General features: G+C 49.6%; 13 protein-coding genes. 8 read left to right on the top strand and 5 right to left on the bottom strand.

Annotated features, from left to right (window positions below):
- The first annotated feature begins 47 nt into the window (after positions 1-47).
- The 3 genes from H6629_08350 (at position 48) to H6629_08360 (ending at position 3,205) form a co-directional block, all read left to right on the top strand.
- Positions 48-839 (top strand): sugar nucleotide-binding protein, encoded by a 792-nt coding sequence (locus H6629_08350; GenBank protein MCB9067801.1) that lies wholly within the window; start codon positions 48-50, stop codon positions 837-839.
- Positions 840-949: 110 nt separating this feature from the next.
- On the top strand, positions 950-2,296 hold the full coding sequence (locus H6629_08355; protein MCB9067802.1) for an AarF/ABC1/UbiB kinase family protein: 1,347 nt from the start codon (positions 950-952) through the stop codon (positions 2,294-2,296).
- A gap of 123 nt (positions 2,297-2,419) precedes the next feature.
- A complete protein-coding gene (locus tag H6629_08360; GenBank protein MCB9067803.1) occupies positions 2,420-3,205 on the top strand; it encodes a DUF1295 domain-containing protein in 786 nt (261 codons plus the stop codon).
- A 31-nt stretch (positions 3,206-3,236) separates the two neighbouring features.
- Here H6629_08360 and H6629_08365 read toward each other — a convergent pair whose 3' ends face one another.
- Positions 3,237-6,587 (bottom strand): CHAT domain-containing protein, encoded by a 3,351-nt coding sequence (locus H6629_08365; GenBank protein ID MCB9067804.1) that lies wholly within the window; start codon positions 6,585-6,587, stop codon positions 3,237-3,239.
- A gap of 134 nt (positions 6,588-6,721) precedes the next feature.
- Positions 6,722-6,880, bottom strand: a complete 159-nt coding sequence (locus tag H6629_08370; protein MCB9067805.1) for a hypothetical protein — start codon at positions 6,878-6,880, stop codon at positions 6,722-6,724.
- Between the two features lie 507 nt (positions 6,881-7,387).
- Between H6629_08370 and H6629_08375 the strand changes: the two genes are divergently transcribed.
- Positions 7,388-10,039, top strand: coding sequence for a hypothetical protein (locus H6629_08375; GenBank protein ID MCB9067806.1), 2,652 nt, complete (start codon positions 7,388-7,390; stop codon positions 10,037-10,039).
- A gap of 1 nt (position 10,040) precedes the next feature.
- On the opposite strand, the gene H6629_08380 is transcribed toward H6629_08375, so the two are convergent.
- From H6629_08380 to H6629_08390, 3 genes are all read right to left on the bottom strand, one after another.
- Positions 10,041-12,047, bottom strand: a complete 2,007-nt coding sequence (locus H6629_08380; GenBank protein ID MCB9067807.1) for a dehydrogenase — start codon at positions 12,045-12,047, stop codon at positions 10,041-10,043.
- A gap of 228 nt (positions 12,048-12,275) precedes the next feature.
- Positions 12,276-14,627, bottom strand: a complete 2,352-nt coding sequence (locus tag H6629_08385) for a recombinase (protein ID MCB9067808.1) — start codon at positions 14,625-14,627, stop codon at positions 12,276-12,278.
- Positions 14,628-14,829: 202 nt separating this feature from the next.
- Entirely contained in the window at positions 14,830-15,057 is a 228-nt protein-coding gene (locus H6629_08390) for a hypothetical protein (GenBank protein MCB9067809.1), read from the bottom strand.
- A 318-nt stretch (positions 15,058-15,375) separates the two neighbouring features.
- On the opposite strand from H6629_08390, the gene H6629_08395 reads away from it, so the two are divergent.
- From H6629_08395 to H6629_08410, 4 genes are all read left to right on the top strand, one after another.
- The gene (locus H6629_08395; protein MCB9067810.1) at positions 15,376-16,548 is read left to right on the top strand and encodes a pyridoxal phosphate-dependent aminotransferase; all 1,173 of its coding nucleotides are present in this window, start codon (positions 15,376-15,378) and stop codon (positions 16,546-16,548) included.
- Between the two features lie 192 nt (positions 16,549-16,740).
- A complete protein-coding gene (locus tag H6629_08400; GenBank protein ID MCB9067811.1) occupies positions 16,741-17,409 on the top strand; it encodes a NifU family protein in 669 nt (222 codons plus the stop codon).
- Positions 17,410-17,426: 17 nt separating this feature from the next.
- Positions 17,427-17,735: a BrnT family toxin gene (locus H6629_08405; protein ID MCB9067812.1), complete on the top strand. Its 309-nt coding sequence runs from the start codon at positions 17,427-17,429 to the stop codon at positions 17,733-17,735.
- Between the two features lies 1 nt (position 17,736).
- Complete coding sequence (locus tag H6629_08410; protein MCB9067813.1) at positions 17,737-17,937, top strand: hypothetical protein; 201 nt, start codon at positions 17,737-17,739, stop codon at positions 17,935-17,937.
- Positions 17,938-17,939 lie beyond the last annotated feature (2 nt).

The raw sequence follows: 17,939 nt of genomic DNA on the forward strand, positions 1-17,939 counted from the left end.
CAGAAATCACCATATATTTCCATGTGAATCTTAGTGCGAGGTGTTAAATGAAAGCAGTTGTCACGGGTGCAAGCGGAACTGTTGGTCGTGCATTGGTAGCTTATCTCACATCAAAAAACGTACAGGTTATTGCGTGGGATCGGAACCAAACGTCTATAGAAGATTATTCTATAATGGAAACATTTTTGAGCGAAGTATCGCCGGATGTCGTGTATCACCTTGCTGTGCCATCGAAAAGCAGCGGCATCGAAAACGAGGCGTGGCTGGTCAACTATCATTGGAGCAGCGAAATCGCCTGGATTACCCGGATTCTCAGCATCAAATTTGTGTATGTCAGCACGGTGATGGTGTTTTCCAATGATCACAACGGTCCGTTTACGGTCGATTCCATGCCGGATGCGCCCAGCGGTTACGGTTACGACAAACGTATTGCGGAAAAACGGGTGTTCCACCAAAATCCGGATGCCTTTGTGGTGCGGCTCGGCTGGCAAATTGGCGATGCACCGGGCAGCAACAACATGATCGATTATTTCACAAAGCAAATGAAATTACACGGTGAAGTTCGCGCCAGCAAAAAATGGCTGCCATCTTGCTCGTTTTTAAGCGATACGGCAATCGCACTCGGCGAAATCACCACCGAAACAAATGGATTGTATTTGATCAACTCAAATTACCGCTGGAATTATTTTCAGATTGCCAGCGCACTGAACGAGCGCCATGGCAATTTGTGGAAAATTACCGCAACCGATGATTTCGATTACGATCAGCGAATGGTTGATGCGCGGGTAAAATTACCCAAGCTGGAAGAATCTTTGCCAGAATTAAACCATTATGAATAATGTAGTTAGAAAAAGAAAATCGGTTGTCTGTACAGTCTGCTGAAAACCAAAAATTTGTAGGGAACGGTCGCGACCGTTCCGAAATATGTTAAATAAACGAAAGCATTTTGATGGATGAATTTCCCTCCGGCAAACTGGAGCGCGGCAAAATTTTTGCCAAAACCGGGCTGAAAGTCGGCTCTAATTACGCCAAATATTTTGTTCGCAAAGCCATTTCCGGCGAAGACGCCGCCCGAAAACAACAGCTCAATCAAAATAATGCGCAGGATGTGTTCAAGGAATTTACCAAATTGCGCGGCACCGCGCTAAAACTGGCGCAATCCATGAGCATGGACACCGGCATTTTACCAGATGAATTTATCGACGTGATGAGCAACGCCCAATATCGCGTGCCGCCGATCAACCGGGCGCTGGTTCGGGCAATTATCAAACAGGAATTGGGCAAATATCCCGAAATGCTGTTCAGTAAATTTGGTGCGGAAGCAATTGCTGCGGCGTCCATCGGTCAGGTGCATCGCGCGGAGCTGAAAGACGGGCGTGCGGTTGCCGTCAAAATCCAGTATCCCAATGTTCGCGAAACCATAAAATCCGATTTGACGATTGCCAAAGCGCTGTTCAAACGCATCGTCCGCAGCGAAATGACCGATGCCTATTTCGAAGAAATTTACGGCAAATTGCTGGAGGAAACCGATTACCTCAACGAAGGATTGCAGATCGAGCAGTTTGCGCAACTGTCGCTGCATCCGCAGATTGTCACGCCGCGACTCATTCCGGAAATGACCACCCGCCGCGTGCTGGCGATGACCTTTCTCGATGGCGTGCATCTCGATGAATTTTTGAAACGCCGGCCGGATGACGAAACCCGCGATCACTTCGGGCAGATTTTTTGGGAATTTTTCAACGAGCAAATTTTGCACCGCAGCGCCGTGTTATATGCGGATATCCATCCCGGCAACTTCCTTTTCCGCGACGACGGCACGTTGGGCGTCATCGATTTCGGCTGTGTAAAATCGTTCCCGCGCGATTTTCTGGAAAAATTGCTGCTGATGTTCGACGCCAATCTCCGCGAAGATATTCCGGCAATAAAACAATTGTATTACGAAACCGAAATTCTCGATCCCGCCAACAAAGGCACCGCCAAAGAGCAGCGTACATTCGATTTTTTCTACAATCTCGGCGGGTTGATTTTGCATCCGTTTCGCGCGGAAACATTCGATTTCGGCGATCCCGAATACAAAGCTGCGCTCAACAAATTTTTTAAAGAAGCCACCACAATGAGCGACGTTCGCGGTTCGCGACACTATATTTTTCTCAACAAAGTGGTGGTCGGGTTGTATTCGCTGCTGATGAAACTGGGTGCGACGGTGCACACCACCACCAGCCGGCAGGTGCTCAGCGAAGCTGTCGCGGAAATCCGCAAACAGGGCAGCGCCGTTTCCGAAACCGTTTCGCCGTAATCCCGGCGATTTTGAATCGTTAATAAATTGATGTTCGAAAATTTGGCGGGGAGATTCCTGCATTCGCAGGAATGACAAAAAAAAGCTGTCACCCCTGCATTAATTTCTGAGTTTTACGGCAAAATGAACGACTTCCTCCAAATATACCTGCAAGCCGCCGCGCTGATTGCTGTCGCAGTAACCGCGCTGTGGTTGCTCAGTTTGCGGCTGAAAAACGCGTCCATCGCAGATGTGTTTTGGGGCAGCGGATTTGTGATGTGCTGCTGGTTTTATTTTCTGCAAACGCCGGACGGCGCGCCGCTGCGCAAATGGCTCATCTGTGCGCTGGTGACCATTTGGGGATTGCGGCTGTCGATCTACATTTTTTCGCGAAACGCCGGCAAACCGGAAGATTACCGCTACGCCAAATGGCGTGAAGAAAACGGCAACAATTGGTGGTGGCGCAGTTTTTTCAAAGTGTTTTTGCTGCAGGGATTTTTGATGTGGCTGATTTCCGCGCCGTTGCTGGCAGCGCAAATCAGCGCAACACCGGCACAATTGATCTGGCTGGATGTTCTCGCAGCGATTATTTGGCTGACCGGATTTTTTTTCGAAACGGTGGGCGACTGGCAACTGGCGAAATTCAAATCGCAGCCGGAAAATCGCGGTAAACTGATGACATCCGGCGTTTGGCGATACACCCGTCACCCAAATTATTTTGGCGATACGGCACAGTGGTGGGGATTTTTCGGATTTGCGTTGGCTGCGGGCGGCTGGTGGAGCGTTTTCAGCCCCGTGCTGATGACCTGGCTGATTGTAAAAATCTCCGGTGTGGCGATGCTGGAAAGCAATTTGCGCGAAACTAAACCCGGCTTCGCCGAATACGTTCGCCGGACAAATGCGTTTATTCCGTGGTTTCCGAAACAATAAAACAGCGGAGCAATCGCGACTGTTCTAAAAATTATTGGATTTTTCTTCTGAACAAATGCCATCCTGCGACGATCAAAACCAATCCCGCAACAATTGCCACCCACACCGGAAAGCCGCTGCCGGCTGCCGCGCCCGGATCGCCATACAACGCAAACGCCGCCCAATACAGCGGATGCTGGTAATACACCCCGTTTTCCATTGTCGGTTGATTGAGAATATCGCGCTGGGCGAGGGTTAGCGCGTCGGTTTTGGTGCGTTTTTTATTGAGAAAATTGGCGTAAAAATCCGGCATCAGCTGTGCGGAAAAATAATCATCCACTTTCCAGAGCGTCATCAAAACGGAGTTGGCGCCGGCGTTCAAAAACAATCGGGGCATCCCCAAAACGCCTTCTCCGGCAACCCGTTTGCCCTCGCCGGTTTCGCAGGCGCTGAGCGTTACCAAATCTGATTTTAACTTAAGCTCAGATATTTCGTAGCCTAAAAGCAATCCATCATCAACGGTATCGCTTTCCGAGAATGCAAAAACCAGCCCGGAAAATGCCTCGAAAGTGGGATTCACAAACCCGTGCGAGGCAACATGCAAAACGGAATAATCCGGTGCGCTGGTGATAAATTGTTGTTTGGTTGCCGCATCGAGCGTAAAAATTTCGGTTTTCGGATAAATATTTTTGATGCGCTCCACCTCCTGTTGCGAATACGGCAGCGGCGGAAAATACCAGTTTTCATTTTGGCGAAGACGGCTTTCGTTTTGCGCGGAAAGGATTTTGTAATTGAACGGATCGGCGAATGCCAGCACTGCCGGTTTCGCCGGCGGCGTAAATACCTGCCGGTTCAAAAATCCCGGCGACGGAATGTAAGTAAAGCTGTAGCGATGCTGCAAAAAATTTGCGGCGTATTCCGGAAAATCTACCGGCGTGTATGTGTGCTGAGGCGGTTTTTGGTTGAGCAGCAATCCAAACGGCAGGTTGGCGATAGCCAAATCCGGCACAATCACTAATTTTTCCGGCAACTTTATCTGCGCTTCTATGGGCTCGATGAGCATCTGATACAACCGGAACGCGACCGCCGCACGGAACGGTGTGGACTGAATGGAGCCGGTTTCCACCCCGTGAAAGGGATTGAGCAGATCGCTAATCGCGGATTCGATGTCATTTTTTGTGGCATTGAGCGGCACAACCTGATGCGTACTGCCAGAAAGCAGCATCGCAAACGCCGTTTTATCCGAGATGTGATACAGCAACATCGCGCCGTTCAACTCCCGCAAACGATCCTGAAGTTTGGTAATATTGCGGATAGACACGCTGTTCTGCGCCAATTGTGGGGAATTATCTACCAAATCCATCAAATTGAGTTGCTGCCCGAGCAGCGAATAGCGGGCAATTTCGGTTTCGGCGAGCAGATCGTCCCAGCCTTCGCGATGTTCCGGCTGCATGGCCTTTTCGCGGAGGCGGCGCTGCTTTTGCTGAAGCTGCGCACACATTTCGCGGTAAATGCGGTGCAGGCTGTCCGGCGGTGCTGCATCGCGATTGGCAAACGTTTTTCGCACATCCCAATATTTCAGCGATCGCCCGAGCGAAAATTCTTTGTAAAAATAGAGGCTGTCCAAATCGCTTTCCGTACCGGTTTGCAAATATTGCAAATAATAGCTATCGACCAAACGGGTGTACGCCTCGGACACAATATCGAAATGCCCGATGCGCAATTCTTCCACTTTGATTCTGCGATTCACCTTTTCCGCAATTTGCACAGCCCGGCGATATTCGCGAATGGCGGCGGACAGATCGTTTTGCGCACGCAGTGCATCGCCGATGCCGCAAAGCGCCGAAATTCTCAGCGAATAATGCGATGAATCTGCGATGCGATTGGCATATTCAAAATAGTGATATGCCGAATCGAGGGCATTTTTTTTCAGCGCGGTTTCGCCCAAACCGCAGGCGCTCCAACCGATGTATGAATTGTATTTGCTCGATTCCGCCAGTTTCAACGCACTCCGATAGTGTTCCTCCGCCAAATCTTCCTGATGTTGACGTTTGTAAATATTCGCGATTAAATAATGCCAATATGCGCGATGGCGCTCGCTGGTTGTTGCATCCAGCACGGATTGGTATGCGGAAATAGCAGATTCGTAATCGCCCCGGGCTTCCGCGAGCGTGCCCAAACCGCCGTTAATTCTGGGCAAATAGCTATCAATGCCAAAGGCGTTGGCATTTTCACGGGATGCCTCGTAGGCTTTTTTCGCCAGTTCGTGCAATTGCAAATAGCTGTACGTATCCCCAAATTCCAACAAAATGCTGACCATTCCGCGAAAATAATGGGCATCCTGCGCCGCATGTTGGGCTTTGTCCAGCATGCGCAGTGTCTCATCAAATCGCGATTCGTCCAGCCGGATTTCGCCCAATCGCTGATACCAGAAATAGCAATACAGCGGTTCTTTCAATTTTTCGGCGATGTCCAGCGCCTGCGTATAAAATGCGGCGGCAGATTTCAGATCGTTCATAAATCGCAGGGCGTGGCCTTTATTGCCAAGAATGCGTTGCTGTAACCCGAAATCGCCGAGTTTTTTGGCGATCACCAGCGCCGAATCATACAGCACGACTGCTTCTTCCATGCGATTCTGTGATAAATAATTGGTGGCGCGTTTTTCCAAAACTGCTGCAATCTGATATTCATTTTTCTGGTTCGTTAATGAATGGAGAAGCTCCTGCCACAGCGAATCCGCGCGGTTTCGCTGTCTTGCCATCTCAAAAGAATGCCCGTATCGTTTGAATAATTCTAACGGTAAAGTATTGTTTTTATATACATTTGCGAGATTGGAAATCACCGTTTTGTAATTTCCTTCGTGATAAGCGGCGAGCGAGCGGACAAACAGTAGATCGGTTTTCGAAGAAAAATAGGGTGCGAAAATATGCTGCGAAATAGCATGTTCCGGAAAGCGCTGGTTGAATGCGAATATATCATCGATCAGCCCCCACGATGGCTGCCCGGCATCCAACGCCCGCCGGAAAGCCTGCGCCGTAATTTGGGGATCATGCCCGTGCTGATACAAATTTGCCAGCGTTTGAGCAGCAAAATTGTCATCAGGTTGTTGCCGGATGCGCCGCTGAAAAAATTGCTCTGCGTGATCGAGGCTGTCCAGCATCAGATAACGTTGCAGCAGCAGATCGTAAAAAAAAGGCGGTGCAATATTGCGCGAGATGGTTTGTTCGAGAGAATCCGCCTGAATTTTCAGCGAGCGGGATTGAATGGCTTCCAGCCATTGGAAAGGATTTTCGATGAGATGTTGCGCCGGTAAACTGTTACCGGAAAACAGCAACACCACGAAAAAAATTGGCAGAAGTTCGAAAAATCTATTTTGGTAACGATTCAAAACGATAGCAATCATAATAAAAAACCGGCGATGATAAGTTATATTAAAATATTAAATTAACATCGCCGGTGAATAAATCAAACATGATAATCGGTAGAAAAAAAATCCGAAACAATAACCTGGAATAACTACTCCCGACAGCGTTATGCTTAATTTTGCGGATCCTTTTCCTCTTCGGAAGGATCTTTTTCGTTTGGATCGGTGCCGGATTTTTCCGGTGGTGGCGTTTCTTCTTCCGGCGGCGGTTCGATCAGCGCAAAAACTAAATTAACACCAGCCGAAACCAGTAATAATGTTTCCACATCCATAATTATCTCCTTACACACTATCGTGTATTTATGTTGAAACGTGTTATCATCGCTATGCTTTCAGGCTTTTGCGCTTCCTGAAAAATCGTTTATAAATAAAAATAACATTTGCGGCAACTGAAAAAATTAAAGCCAATAACAAAACAGTGCTGGTTTCCATCTTTAAACCCCTTTTGGTGGTTGCGTGTTTATTCATTAAGATGATGAAATAGCGTATCTTTTCTCAATAAATTGAAAAGATTTTTAGCTTCATTCGTAATCTAAGCTAATTTTCCGAAACATCAAAATTACGGGAGGTGATGCCTGCTATTTCGGGTTGCCCGAATGCCCGTAACATTTTGGATTTTGTGACGTAACAATCCACTCGAACAGCCGCCTGAATGAATTAACGGGTTAAAAAACGCAAAAATATGGATACCGAATGGTGAGAAATATCACTCGTTTGTGGAATGGTATGCCGTTCGTAACAGCGTTAAATTGCAACAACCAACAGGTGGAGGAAATTTTATGAAAATCGGGTACGTTCCAAGGTTAGGATTTTTGCTGCTGATTTGTGGTTTTGCCATATTTTTTATTCGCGAACGCAGCAAATCTGAGCAGCCGGAAAAAATTTCAGGCGCTTATCGGGCGTTGAATTTGTGGAGCATGCAGCGCGCATATCCGAACACAGCCATGCCGGAAGTGGGGCATTTTGCCGCATTTGAACACAACCGGCAAACCCTCCGTAAAAACGCTTCGCAAACTGCGGATGGCTGGCAAACGATGGGTCCACACAATTATGGCGGGCGCACATTGGCGGTGGTTTTCAATCCGCAAAATCCCAATACCATTTTTGCCGGTTCCGCCAGCGGCGGGCTTTGGCGAAGCACCACCGGCGGCATCGGCGCGGATGCCTGGGATTACCTGCCCACCGGTTTCCCGGTTTTGGCGGTGAGCAGCATTGCAATTGCACCGTCCGATTCCAATATAATGTATATCGGCACCGGCGAAGTTTACAATTATCAGGCTGCCGGAACCGGTGCGGCGTATCGCTCCACCCGTGGGACCTACGGCATCGGCATTTTGAAAAGCACGGATGGCGGGCAAAGTTGGGAGAAAAGCCTGGATTGGTCATCGAACCAGCAGCGCGGCGTTTGGGCGATAAAGATCGACCCGAATAACGAAGCTGTCATTTGGGCAGCCACCACCGAAGGCGTGTTCAAATCCATCGACGCCGGCGCAAACTGGACGCAGGTTCACAGCGTTATTTTGGCGATGGATTTGGCCATCGATCCGCTAAATTCCGATAACGTTTTGGTTGGTTGCGGTAACTTCGGCAGCACCGGACACGGCATTTATCGCACCACCAACGGCGGCATAAACTGGACAAAAATTACTTCCGGCGTCCCGTCAGCCTTTGCCGGAAAAGTGCAGTTGGACGTGTATCCATCACCGTTCGGAACGCAGTTTTTGGCCAGCATCGGCAACGGTTTTTCCACCACTAGCGGGAATGCGAGTTGGCTCTGCAAATCGTCCGACAACGGTCAAACCTGGCAAATCATGTCGACACAGGACTATTCCCAATGGCAGGGCTGGTACTCGCATGATGCAGCCTTTAACCCGAGTGATTTCAATGAGATAACCGCAGTTGGCATCGAGGTGTATCAATCCACAAATGGCGGATCGACCCTGCAGCAAAAATCCGGCGGCAACGCTTTTGGCGGTGTTATTCCGCCGGGATCGCCGGAGGGCACGCCCACTTATGTGCATTCGGATGTTCACGATGTAAAATATCATCCCACAAATCCGGAGATCATTTATTTCGCAACAGACGGTGGTGTTTTTCGCTCCATTGATGGCGGCAGCACGTTTGCCGGTTGCAACGGCGGCTACCAAACCACCCAATTTTATAACGGATTTTCCAGCTCTCCCCTCGATTCCAATTTGGCGATGGGCGGGTTGCAGGATAACGGCACCACTATTTATGTCGGTGGTACGGCGTGGGCAAAATTTGTCATCGGTGGCGACGGCTCGTGGAGCGCGATGGATCCGTTGGATGCCAACGTGATGTATGGCTCGTGGCAGGGATTGAATGTGCTGAAATCGACCAATGGCGGCGCAAACTGGTTTACGTTGGGCATTCCCGGAGCCGGAAGAATAACCACCTTTATTGCACCGTTTGTGATTGCACAGGATAATCCCGATGTCATTTACGCCGGGCGCGATATTGTGTATCGCTCCACCAATGGCGGGCAAAGCTGGACGGCAACCAACAACGGCAATCCGCTGGATGGCAATCCGGCTTTGGCGATGGCTGTTGCGCCGCAAAACAACAATTTGGTTTATGCTGCAACCGCGCCGTTTCAAACGGTTCCGGGCGTTTTTCGATCGCTGAATGGCGGGGCAGTTTGGGCGAATGTGACCGGTAATTTGCCCAATCGATTTCCGACGGATATCGCGATTGATCCGCTGGATGAATCGATCGCATATGTTACGTTTTCCGGTTTTGGCGCGTCGCATGTGTTCAAAACAGAAGATTACGGCACAAACTGGACGCCGATTGACGCGGGGCTGCCGGATGTGCCGCACAACGCCATCGAAATCGATCCGAATTATCCGGCGCATGTGTATGTTGCGAATGATTTGGGTGTGTTTTTTTCGCCGGATGGCGGCGCAAGCTGGGAAGATTTCAGCGAAGATTTGCCGGATGCGGTGATCGCGATGAGCCTGGCTATCTCGTTGCAAAATAACAAGTTGCGCGTGGCAACGCATGGCAATGGCGCGTATCAGCGAACGCTGGTTTCCCCGGCAGTCGGGATTGCCGAACCGGGAATACTGCCGGATGGCTTTGCACTGGCGCAGAATTTTCCAAATCCGTTCAATCCGGAAACCACAATTTCGTGGACGCTTTCAAAAAATGCGGTGGTATCGCTGGAAATTTTTAACGCGTTGGGACAAAACATCCGGACGTTGCTGCCGGAAGGCTCGCAATCGCCGGGAGAATATCAGTTGTTGTGGGACGGCGCGATGCGCGCGGCGGCAAGTTGCATCAGGAATTTATCTGTACCGGCTTTCGGTGGACGGTGCCGCCAAAACCCGGCGAATGAATTTGATTCGATAGAAAACAAAAACCCCTGCAGATGTTGGAAATTTGCAGGGGTTTTTGTTTTTCAAAAGTGAATTAATAATTCAACAACTGCCGCAATTTTTCCGGCAGGCGATCTTTCGCCCAGAAAATTTTCTGTTCCAATTTCGGGTTGAACGGTACGGGCATGTCCAGCGAGGCAACCCGCATCACCGGTGCATCCAGCGATTGAAAAATGTTTTCGGTGATGGTTGCGGCGATTTCCGCCCCCACGCCGCCGGTGAGTGTCGCTTCGTGCAACACCAGCGCGCGGCTGGTTTTTTGCACGCTCTCCAAAACAGCGTCGCGATCCCAGGGCAGCAGCGAGCGCAAATCGAGCACTTCCACCGATGCGCCGTCTTCTTTTTCAATAATTTCCGCGATTTCCAGCGCCCAGTGAACGCCGATGCCGTAAGTGATGATCGTGGCGTCCGTGCCGCTGCGCTTGATATCGGCTTTACCGATTTCAGTTTGATACACGCCCTCCGGAACCTCGCCTTTTATGCTGCGATACAGCCCTTTGTGCTCAAAAAACAGCACCGGATTCGGGTCGTTCAGCGCGGCAATCAGCAAGCCTTTGGCATCTTCTGGAGTTGCAGGCGCCAGTAATTTCAGCCCGGGAATGTGGAAAAACCAGGCTTCCGGCGATTGCGAGTGAAACGGTCCCGCGCCAACGCCGCCGCCATACGGCATGCGAATGGTCACGTTGATCGGCGATCCCCAACGGTAGTAGGTTTTTGCCAAATTGTTCACAATCTGATTAAATCCGCAGGTTGCGAAATCCGCGAACTGCATTTCCACCACCGGTTTGTAGCCTTCCAGCGCCAAACCCATGGCTGCGCCAATTGCGCCGGATTCGATAATTGGCGTGTTGCGAACCCGCATTTTCCCGAATCGCTCCAAAAATCCTTCGGTAACTTTGAACACGCCGCCATATTCGGCGATGTCCTGCCCGATGAGCAGCACCGATGCATCGGATGCCATTTTTTCACGAAGCGCATCGCTGACGGCGTCAACGTACCGCATTTCCCGGGTTTTCGGCGGATACGACGGCGTGCGAATATTGACGAGCGCCGGTGCGTAAACGCTGCTCATTTCTTTTTCGGTAGTGCTTTCCGGTAGCGGTGCGGCGAGCGCTTCTTCCAGCGCTTCTTCTATTTTTGCGGCCAATTCTTCGCGGATGGCGGTTTTATCTTCATTGGAGAGAACGCCTTCTTTCACCAAAAATGATTCGTAGCGCTCAACCGGGTCACGCTGTTTCCATTCATCGAAGAGATGTTGCGGTACATATTTGGTGCCAGATGCTTCTTCGTGACCGCGCATGCGGAAGGTCATCGCTTCGATGAGTGTCGGTCCCTGCCCGTGGCGGGCTTTTTCAGCAGCGTAGATGACAGTTTCGTAAACCTGCCGCACATCGTTTCCGTCGATGCGCAAGCCTTCGATGCCGTATCCGATGCCGCGATCCGCCAGATGTTTGCAGGCGTATTGTTCATTCACCGGAGTGGACAATCCGTAACCGTTGTTTTCGATCATAAAAATAACCGGCAATTTCCACACGGCGGCAAGGTTCAGCGCTTCGTGAAAATCGCCTTCGCTGGTTGCACCGTCACCGGAAAACGCCAGCGCGACGCGTTTTTGTCCCTTCATCTGGAAAGCAGCACCATAGCCGTCGGCAACCGGCAGCATCGCACCGAGGTGCGAAATCATTCCGATGATGTGATGTTCCGGCGATCCGAAGTGGAATGAGCGATCCCGTCCGTGGGTGAAACCGCCGCTTTTGCCCATCAATTGGCGAAACAGGCGTTTCAAATCCATACCGCGAGTGGTGAACACGCCGAGATTGCGGTGCATCGGTAAAATTACATCGTTGTGATTCAACGCGAACGTTGCCCCAACGCAAATGGCTTCCTGCCCGATGCCGGAAAACCATTTGGATAAACGTCCCTGCCGCAGCAGCGAAAGCATGCGTTCTTCGATCATCCGTGGGAGTTGCAATTGCCGGTATAAATCCAGCAATTTTGCAGGTGTTAAAACGTGGGATTGTTGTAGCCGAATCGCATCCATGTTCCGATCCTCCTGTGAACATCTGTAAGCCATGCGCCGGTTGCGGGGTGTGATTAATTAGCTGGTTTACATGACCTTCCACCTGCGAAATCCGGGCAGCGTATCGTCGCGGTGCCAAAATTACATCGCGAAAATCGCAAGATCAATAGTCGATTGAGATAGTTGGGCAATAAAAAAGGCAGGCTCTTTGCAGAACCTGCCTTTTGATCAAAGATGTGTAAAAAAATATCAGTTATCTTTTTTGTTACGGAAATCCACAAAATCCAGATCGCAGGAACCGGCAAAGCAGGCGAGTTCCTGTGCAGCGGTGGTGTAATCTTCTTCTTCGTGACGGAAAAGCTTGGAGAAGTCGATTTTCGGGAATGCCGCAGCCAAGCGTTCATACTCATCTTCGCTGATTTCTTCGTAGGGCATTTGATCGTACTGCGCGTCGAATGCCGGCAGGAAGGTGATGCCGCCGATTCTGTCCTGGTTTTTCCACACCCATTTGATGATGTCAATTACTTCGTCCGGGCGATAGGTGATGGTCACGCTGGGATTGTGTTCCGTCCAGTTCAGCTTGCACTGCAGCCAGTAATTGAGCTGCTCGATGGCGGTGCGGTCGTTGCGGGTGATGGCGCCTTCCGGTGCTTTCACCGGGAAGTGGATGACCCACGTTTCCGCCGTTTCCGGCATTTGACCGTTTTCCGGATCCATCGGTACGCCGGCATCTTTCAATACTTTGTAGATGGGCGTGTGCGTACCAACGCGAACATTGCGGATGTAATACGGCGACCAGCGTGCATGAATGCCCGGCGAGCAGTCGAACAATTGCGACGAATTACCCGAAGGCTTCACGCAGGTGACCGATGCAGAAGGATTGATGCTCAACATTTGGGCAACCTGACGGTTGGTTTCAACCGCAACTTGTTTGAGCATTTTCATCACTTCCGGATCCTGGGCAATTTTGCTGTCCAGCTGTCCGTTGATGTCCACACCCAACAGGCGCTCTTCTTCGCAATTGTGTTTCCACTGCGGACGCAATCCCGGGAAGTGCGTTGCCATCGACTGAATGGTGCCGATGATCGTGGCGACTTCCACCTTATCGCGCAGTGTTTCGTAAGTGTCATCCGCGCGGGCGATGGCGATAGAAAGGTTGCAGAATTCGTACGGGCGCAACACAATTTCGCCGCAGGGATTGGTGCCGAATACGTCCTGTTTACGTCGTTCCGGAATGGAATTGGTGATCGCGTGGCGGGCAAAAATACCCGGTTCGCCGCGTCCCGATTCTACCATATCCAGCATGTAACGGGTTAATTCCATTTGAGTTAACGGACGGTCCGGCCAAACAGTGGAATTATTGGCGTTCCAGCGTTGGCTGTTGTGGCGTTCGAAATCGCCGCTTTTTGCCTGAATCATTTCCTGATCGTCGAAATCGAATAACGAGATCATCGCCGTGCGGCGAACACCGCCGGAAACGGCTGCGTTACCAACGGCACACATCATATCGTGCGCATCTATCGGGCGAAGCAAGCTGCCCTGGCGAGCCAAAATCCGCTGGCGTGAAAAATCGAGCATTTTGCGCAACGGCTGCGGACCGGAAGCGCGACCACCTTTGATACGCAGCGGTGCGCCGGCCTCGCGGATTTGCGAATAATCATAAATAATATCGCCGCCATCGAACCAGGTTTGCAGACCGATACGCAACGCATCTGCCCAGCCTTCGGCTGAATCTTCGATGGTGTAGCGAACCGGTTTTGCATTGCGCTGGCGTTTGATGCGCGGGAATTTTTCGATATACTGGCTTTCCACGGAAAACCCGACACCGCAACCGCACATGGAAATAATCAGCGCTTCCACAAATGAATCGATGCTGTCCACCGGCATGTAGGAACAGTTGTAAATACAAATGTTGTTCCGGCGGGCGGCGGCACCGGCCATCGCCAACAGGCGCATGGAGGTCATCGCTTTCATTTCCAGCATGTATTCGCGAATGCGCGTATACAGCGCTGCGGGCAATCGATATTCCGAAAGCTCTTTTAAATAGTTAACCGCGCGATCGATGGTTTCTACCCATGTTTCGCGGCGTCCCAATTCATAATTGAAACGGGAATATTTATCATAGAACTGAAATTTCTGAAGCTGGGTCGGAAAAAATTTGTCCGATACCGCAAATGCATTACGAACATCCTCGGGAATCGGGCGTTCCTGGCGCTGTTTGGCGTGTTCTGCGCGATAGAGGATGTAGCTTTTGGCTGCTTCGTATTCGCCGGCAGCTTGCAGCACCATTTCAACCACGTCCTGAACCTCTTCTACGCTGGGTTCTTCGTATTTCGCGGAAATGATGTTCACAACCTGCTGGGCCAGTTCGGATACCGGGGTACTGGGTTCCCGGTTGATGCTGCGGAAACATAAATTAATGGCATTCTCAATTCGTTCAATTTCGAATGGCATTACCCGCCCATCGCGTTTGCGAATGAACTCCGGCGGTTTTACTTCCACCGTGATTCTCGGCTGGGTAACTACAGCCACAGAGCTGCCATTTTTTGCAGCGCCGTTCTTCGATTTCTCTGGCAAGTTTGGCGCTTGTTTTGACGGCATGTGACGCTCCTCCATGATGTTATGGGATGTGGTAATGTATGTTTGCGCTAAAAAAACGCAATTATTTTATAGGAAAAAAGATTAATTCCGGGCACAGCGTAGGGCAAGCGAAGCTCGTCCAATTTTTTAATTTGCGGTAGCTCGTACTTCGAAGTTCGGCGTCAAAGTAATGTTCGATCACCTTTAGAATCAAGAGAAATTTTTATTCAACACAACCTTTTTTTGCTTCCATCCCTTGACTCGCGATTCGTCCATTTTTGTTGATGGCATCCATGCGAGGGTTAATTTTCGTGAACAAAAGTTCACAAAACAACCCATTTATTGGTGTGAGCAATGCCGCAAATTCAAAAAAACCAATTTTAAGATGATTTCTGGGAATCCAATCCCTGATTCCGGTGGTGTCAATTTGGCGATGTAAAAACTGTATCATCGAAAGAAAACCCCGAAACATGAGAGCGTTTTTCACAAAGTAACGGCTGTTTTTCGGCAATATTTTTACTGGAAAAAGGGGTTTTTTGTGATTATTTTTTATGGATTTGGGTCAATTTATCCGGCATAATTTCATCTGCAACTGTTGCTAAAAAATCCTGTTTTGTAAAACAATTTTTTCCGATAAAATACCCGGACAGACAAACCGGCGCGTTCGCCGCACGTCATTTTTTCGCATCAAAAACCGCGATAGGCGGAGTAATGTTTTGTTGCAATCAATCCCCAAAATGGGACAACTGAATCAAAGAGGAACCACCCGATGCCCAGATTTCCAAAATTTTCCGACCGGCTTTTGCAATTGAGCGGCTCTGTTTTCGAAAAATTTTTACCCAAAATGCGCGAAAAAGGTGCGGATTTGGTGAAACTGCACATCGGTGATTCCTATTTGCCGCCACCGTATGAATTGCCGGTTGATCCGCAATTTTTGGCGGCGCATCCGCATTTCAACCGCTATTGCAACACGATGGGCGTTCCGGAACTCCGCGAAGCGCTCGCTGAAAAGGTGAACACAGACAACGGGCTGAAGGCAACGGCGGATGACATCATGCTCACTGCCGGCGCATCCAACGCGCTGACTGTCAGCATGATGAGCATTGTTAATCCCGGTGAAGAAGTGCTGGTGCTCACCCCATGCTGGCCATTTTTCCCCGGAATGGTGAAGCTGGCCGGCGGCGTTGTACGGGAAGTGTCGCTATATTCGCGGCTGTATGCCGAGCCGGAATTATCGATTGAGGAACTGCTGGCAGCGCAACTTTCCGATAAAACCGTGGCGATTTATCTCAACTCGCCTAACAATCCCAGCGGCAAAGTGCTCAACCGGACGCAGTTGGCATCGGTGGCCGCATTCGCCAAAAAACACAGCCTGTGGCTGCTCTCGGACGAAGCTTACGACGGAATGACGTTCGACGGAAACGAGCACATTTCTGTTGGCAGCTTTCCGGGTATGTTTGAGCAAACGCTGTCGATTTTCACTTTTTCCAAAGTGTTCATGTTTGCGGGATTGCGGTTGGGATACATCGCTGCGCCGCACGAATTGCTCAAACAGATGAATAAAGCGTTGGTGCACATCCTTTACAGCCCGTCCACGCTGGCGCAACAAATGATGGTTGAACCGGTGAAACAGCGCAAAACCTGGTCATCTGCATTTGTCGAACATTGCCACGAGCTGCGCGATATTATTTCCGGCGGATTGGAAATTCCGCACATCGTGCCGGAAGGTGGTTACTATCTGTTTTTCGATATGAGCCCAAATTTGTTCGGACGGGATTATTGGCAACTGATTGATGATTGTCTGGAAGCTGGCGTGTCGATCGCGCCGGGAAAAGATTTCGGGAACGATTTTCACAGCTACATCCGCATCTGCTTTGCGGGCGAATCGCCGGATCGTCTGAAAATTGCAGCGGATCGATTGAACAGCGTGCTGTTGCCGTAACACGAAACTTATCCGGAAAACCGGCCGTTTTATTGGAGAAGATGAAGTTGCCGTTCGTATAAACAGTTGTCAAATCCGTTCAAAAACGGGGTGAAATGCGGGATATTATTTAGTCGATGAATCGCGTAACGAAAATGAGTATATTAACATCCTATATTAATGTATGATTATTGACAGATTTTAGGAGAAATAATGGCCTGGTTTAAAAACAAAAAAAATAATGATGAAGCCCCTGAAAATACCCCGCAAGCCGATGACAGCAGCGCAACCGAACAAAACGAGCGTGTTGTGGTCACGGATAATGCCCGGATAAAACTCAATCAGTTGATTCAGGGAGCGCAATCGCCGGTGTTGGGCGTGCGGATTTTGGCGGAAGCCACATCGCCGGTGAATCCGGAATACAGCCTCGCGTTCGTTCAGGAAGGTGAGGATTTTGACGACGACACTGTGCTCGATTTCGATGATTTCAAAATTTTTATCGACGCGGACAGTCTGGAATATATTAATGAAGTGAAGCTGGATTTCATCCAGCAAGGCATGGGCGGCGGATTTCGCATCGATAAAGTGGTGAAAGCCGCACAAGTTGACGGACCGATTGCCGAAAAATTGCAAACGGTGATCGACCAGCAAATTAATCCGGCACTGGCGCTGCACGGCGGTTTTGTGAAACTGGTAGATGTTCAGGGAACCACCGCATACATCGAGCTTGGCGGCGGTTGCCGTGGCTGCGGTATGGTGGATGTGACGCTGAAACAGGGCATCGAAGTGATGATCAAACAAAGCGTTCCGGAAATCACCGAAATTCTGGACAGCACCGATCACGCCAGCGGACGAAACCCGTATTATCAGCCGAGCAAATAACCAACAGATTTTTCTAAATGAGAGAAAAACCGTTTCATTACAAATTTGAATGGGATTTTGTTAAAGCAGAAAAAAACCTGCAAAAGCACGATATTCGATTTGAAAATGCAGCAGAAATTTTTAAAGATCCACTTTCTATTTCATTGTTTGACAAAACACACAGCGATATTGAAGAAAGATGGATAACTCTCGGGCAGGATTATTCGGGAAAATTGATCGTCGTTGTTCATACTTTCGAGGAATTAGAAGAAGCCGATATTCGAATCCGGATTATTTCTGCCAGAAAAGCAACCAAAAGAGAAGTTAAGGCGTATCAAAATGGCTGATATCAAAAAAGAATATGATTTTACGGTCGGGGAACGAGGTAAGTTTTACCGTCCAAATGCAAAACTGGAATTGCCGGTTTATTTGGAAAAAGACGTTGCCGAGTTTATTCAAGAATATGCCCGACAAAAAAACATTGATACCAATCAAGTTGTGAATGATTGGTTGAGAAACAATATCAAACTGATCCAGTCGCTTTTATAGCA

The organism is Calditrichia bacterium (assembly GCA_020634975.1).
GTDB lineage: Bacteria > Calditrichota > Calditrichia > RBG-13-44-9 > J075 > JACKAQ01.

Excerpts from the sequence above, each read along its gene's own strand:
- H6629_08380 (MCB9067807.1), bottom strand. The coding sequence starts at position 12,047 with ATGGATGCGATTCGGCTACAACAATCCCACGTTTTAACACCTGCAAAA.
- H6629_08395 (MCB9067810.1), top strand. The coding sequence starts at position 15,376 with ATGCCCAGATTTCCAAAATTTTCCGACCGGCTTTTGCAATTGAGCGGC.
- H6629_08365 (MCB9067804.1), bottom strand. The coding sequence starts at position 6,587 with ATGATTGCTATCGTTTTGAATCGTTACCAAAATAGATTTTTCGAACTT.
- H6629_08360 (MCB9067803.1), top strand. The coding sequence starts at position 2,420 with ATGAACGACTTCCTCCAAATATACCTGCAAGCCGCCGCGCTGATTGCT.
- H6629_08405 (MCB9067812.1), top strand. The coding sequence starts at position 17,427 with ATGAGAGAAAAACCGTTTCATTACAAATTTGAATGGGATTTTGTTAAA.
- H6629_08370 (MCB9067805.1), bottom strand. The coding sequence starts at position 6,880 with ATGGATGTGGAAACATTATTACTGGTTTCGGCTGGTGTTAATTTAGTT.
- H6629_08400 (MCB9067811.1), top strand. The coding sequence starts at position 16,741 with ATGGCCTGGTTTAAAAACAAAAAAAATAATGATGAAGCCCCTGAAAAT.
- H6629_08385 (MCB9067808.1), bottom strand. The coding sequence starts at position 14,627 with ATGCCGTCAAAACAAGCGCCAAACTTGCCAGAGAAATCGAAGAACGGC.
- H6629_08350 (MCB9067801.1), top strand. The coding sequence starts at position 48 with ATGAAAGCAGTTGTCACGGGTGCAAGCGGAACTGTTGGTCGTGCATTG.
- H6629_08355 (MCB9067802.1), top strand. The coding sequence starts at position 950 with ATGGATGAATTTCCCTCCGGCAAACTGGAGCGCGGCAAAATTTTTGCC.
- H6629_08375 (MCB9067806.1), top strand. The coding sequence starts at position 7,388 with ATGAAAATCGGGTACGTTCCAAGGTTAGGATTTTTGCTGCTGATTTGT.
- H6629_08390 (MCB9067809.1), bottom strand. The coding sequence starts at position 15,057 with ATGATACAGTTTTTACATCGCCAAATTGACACCACCGGAATCAGGGAT.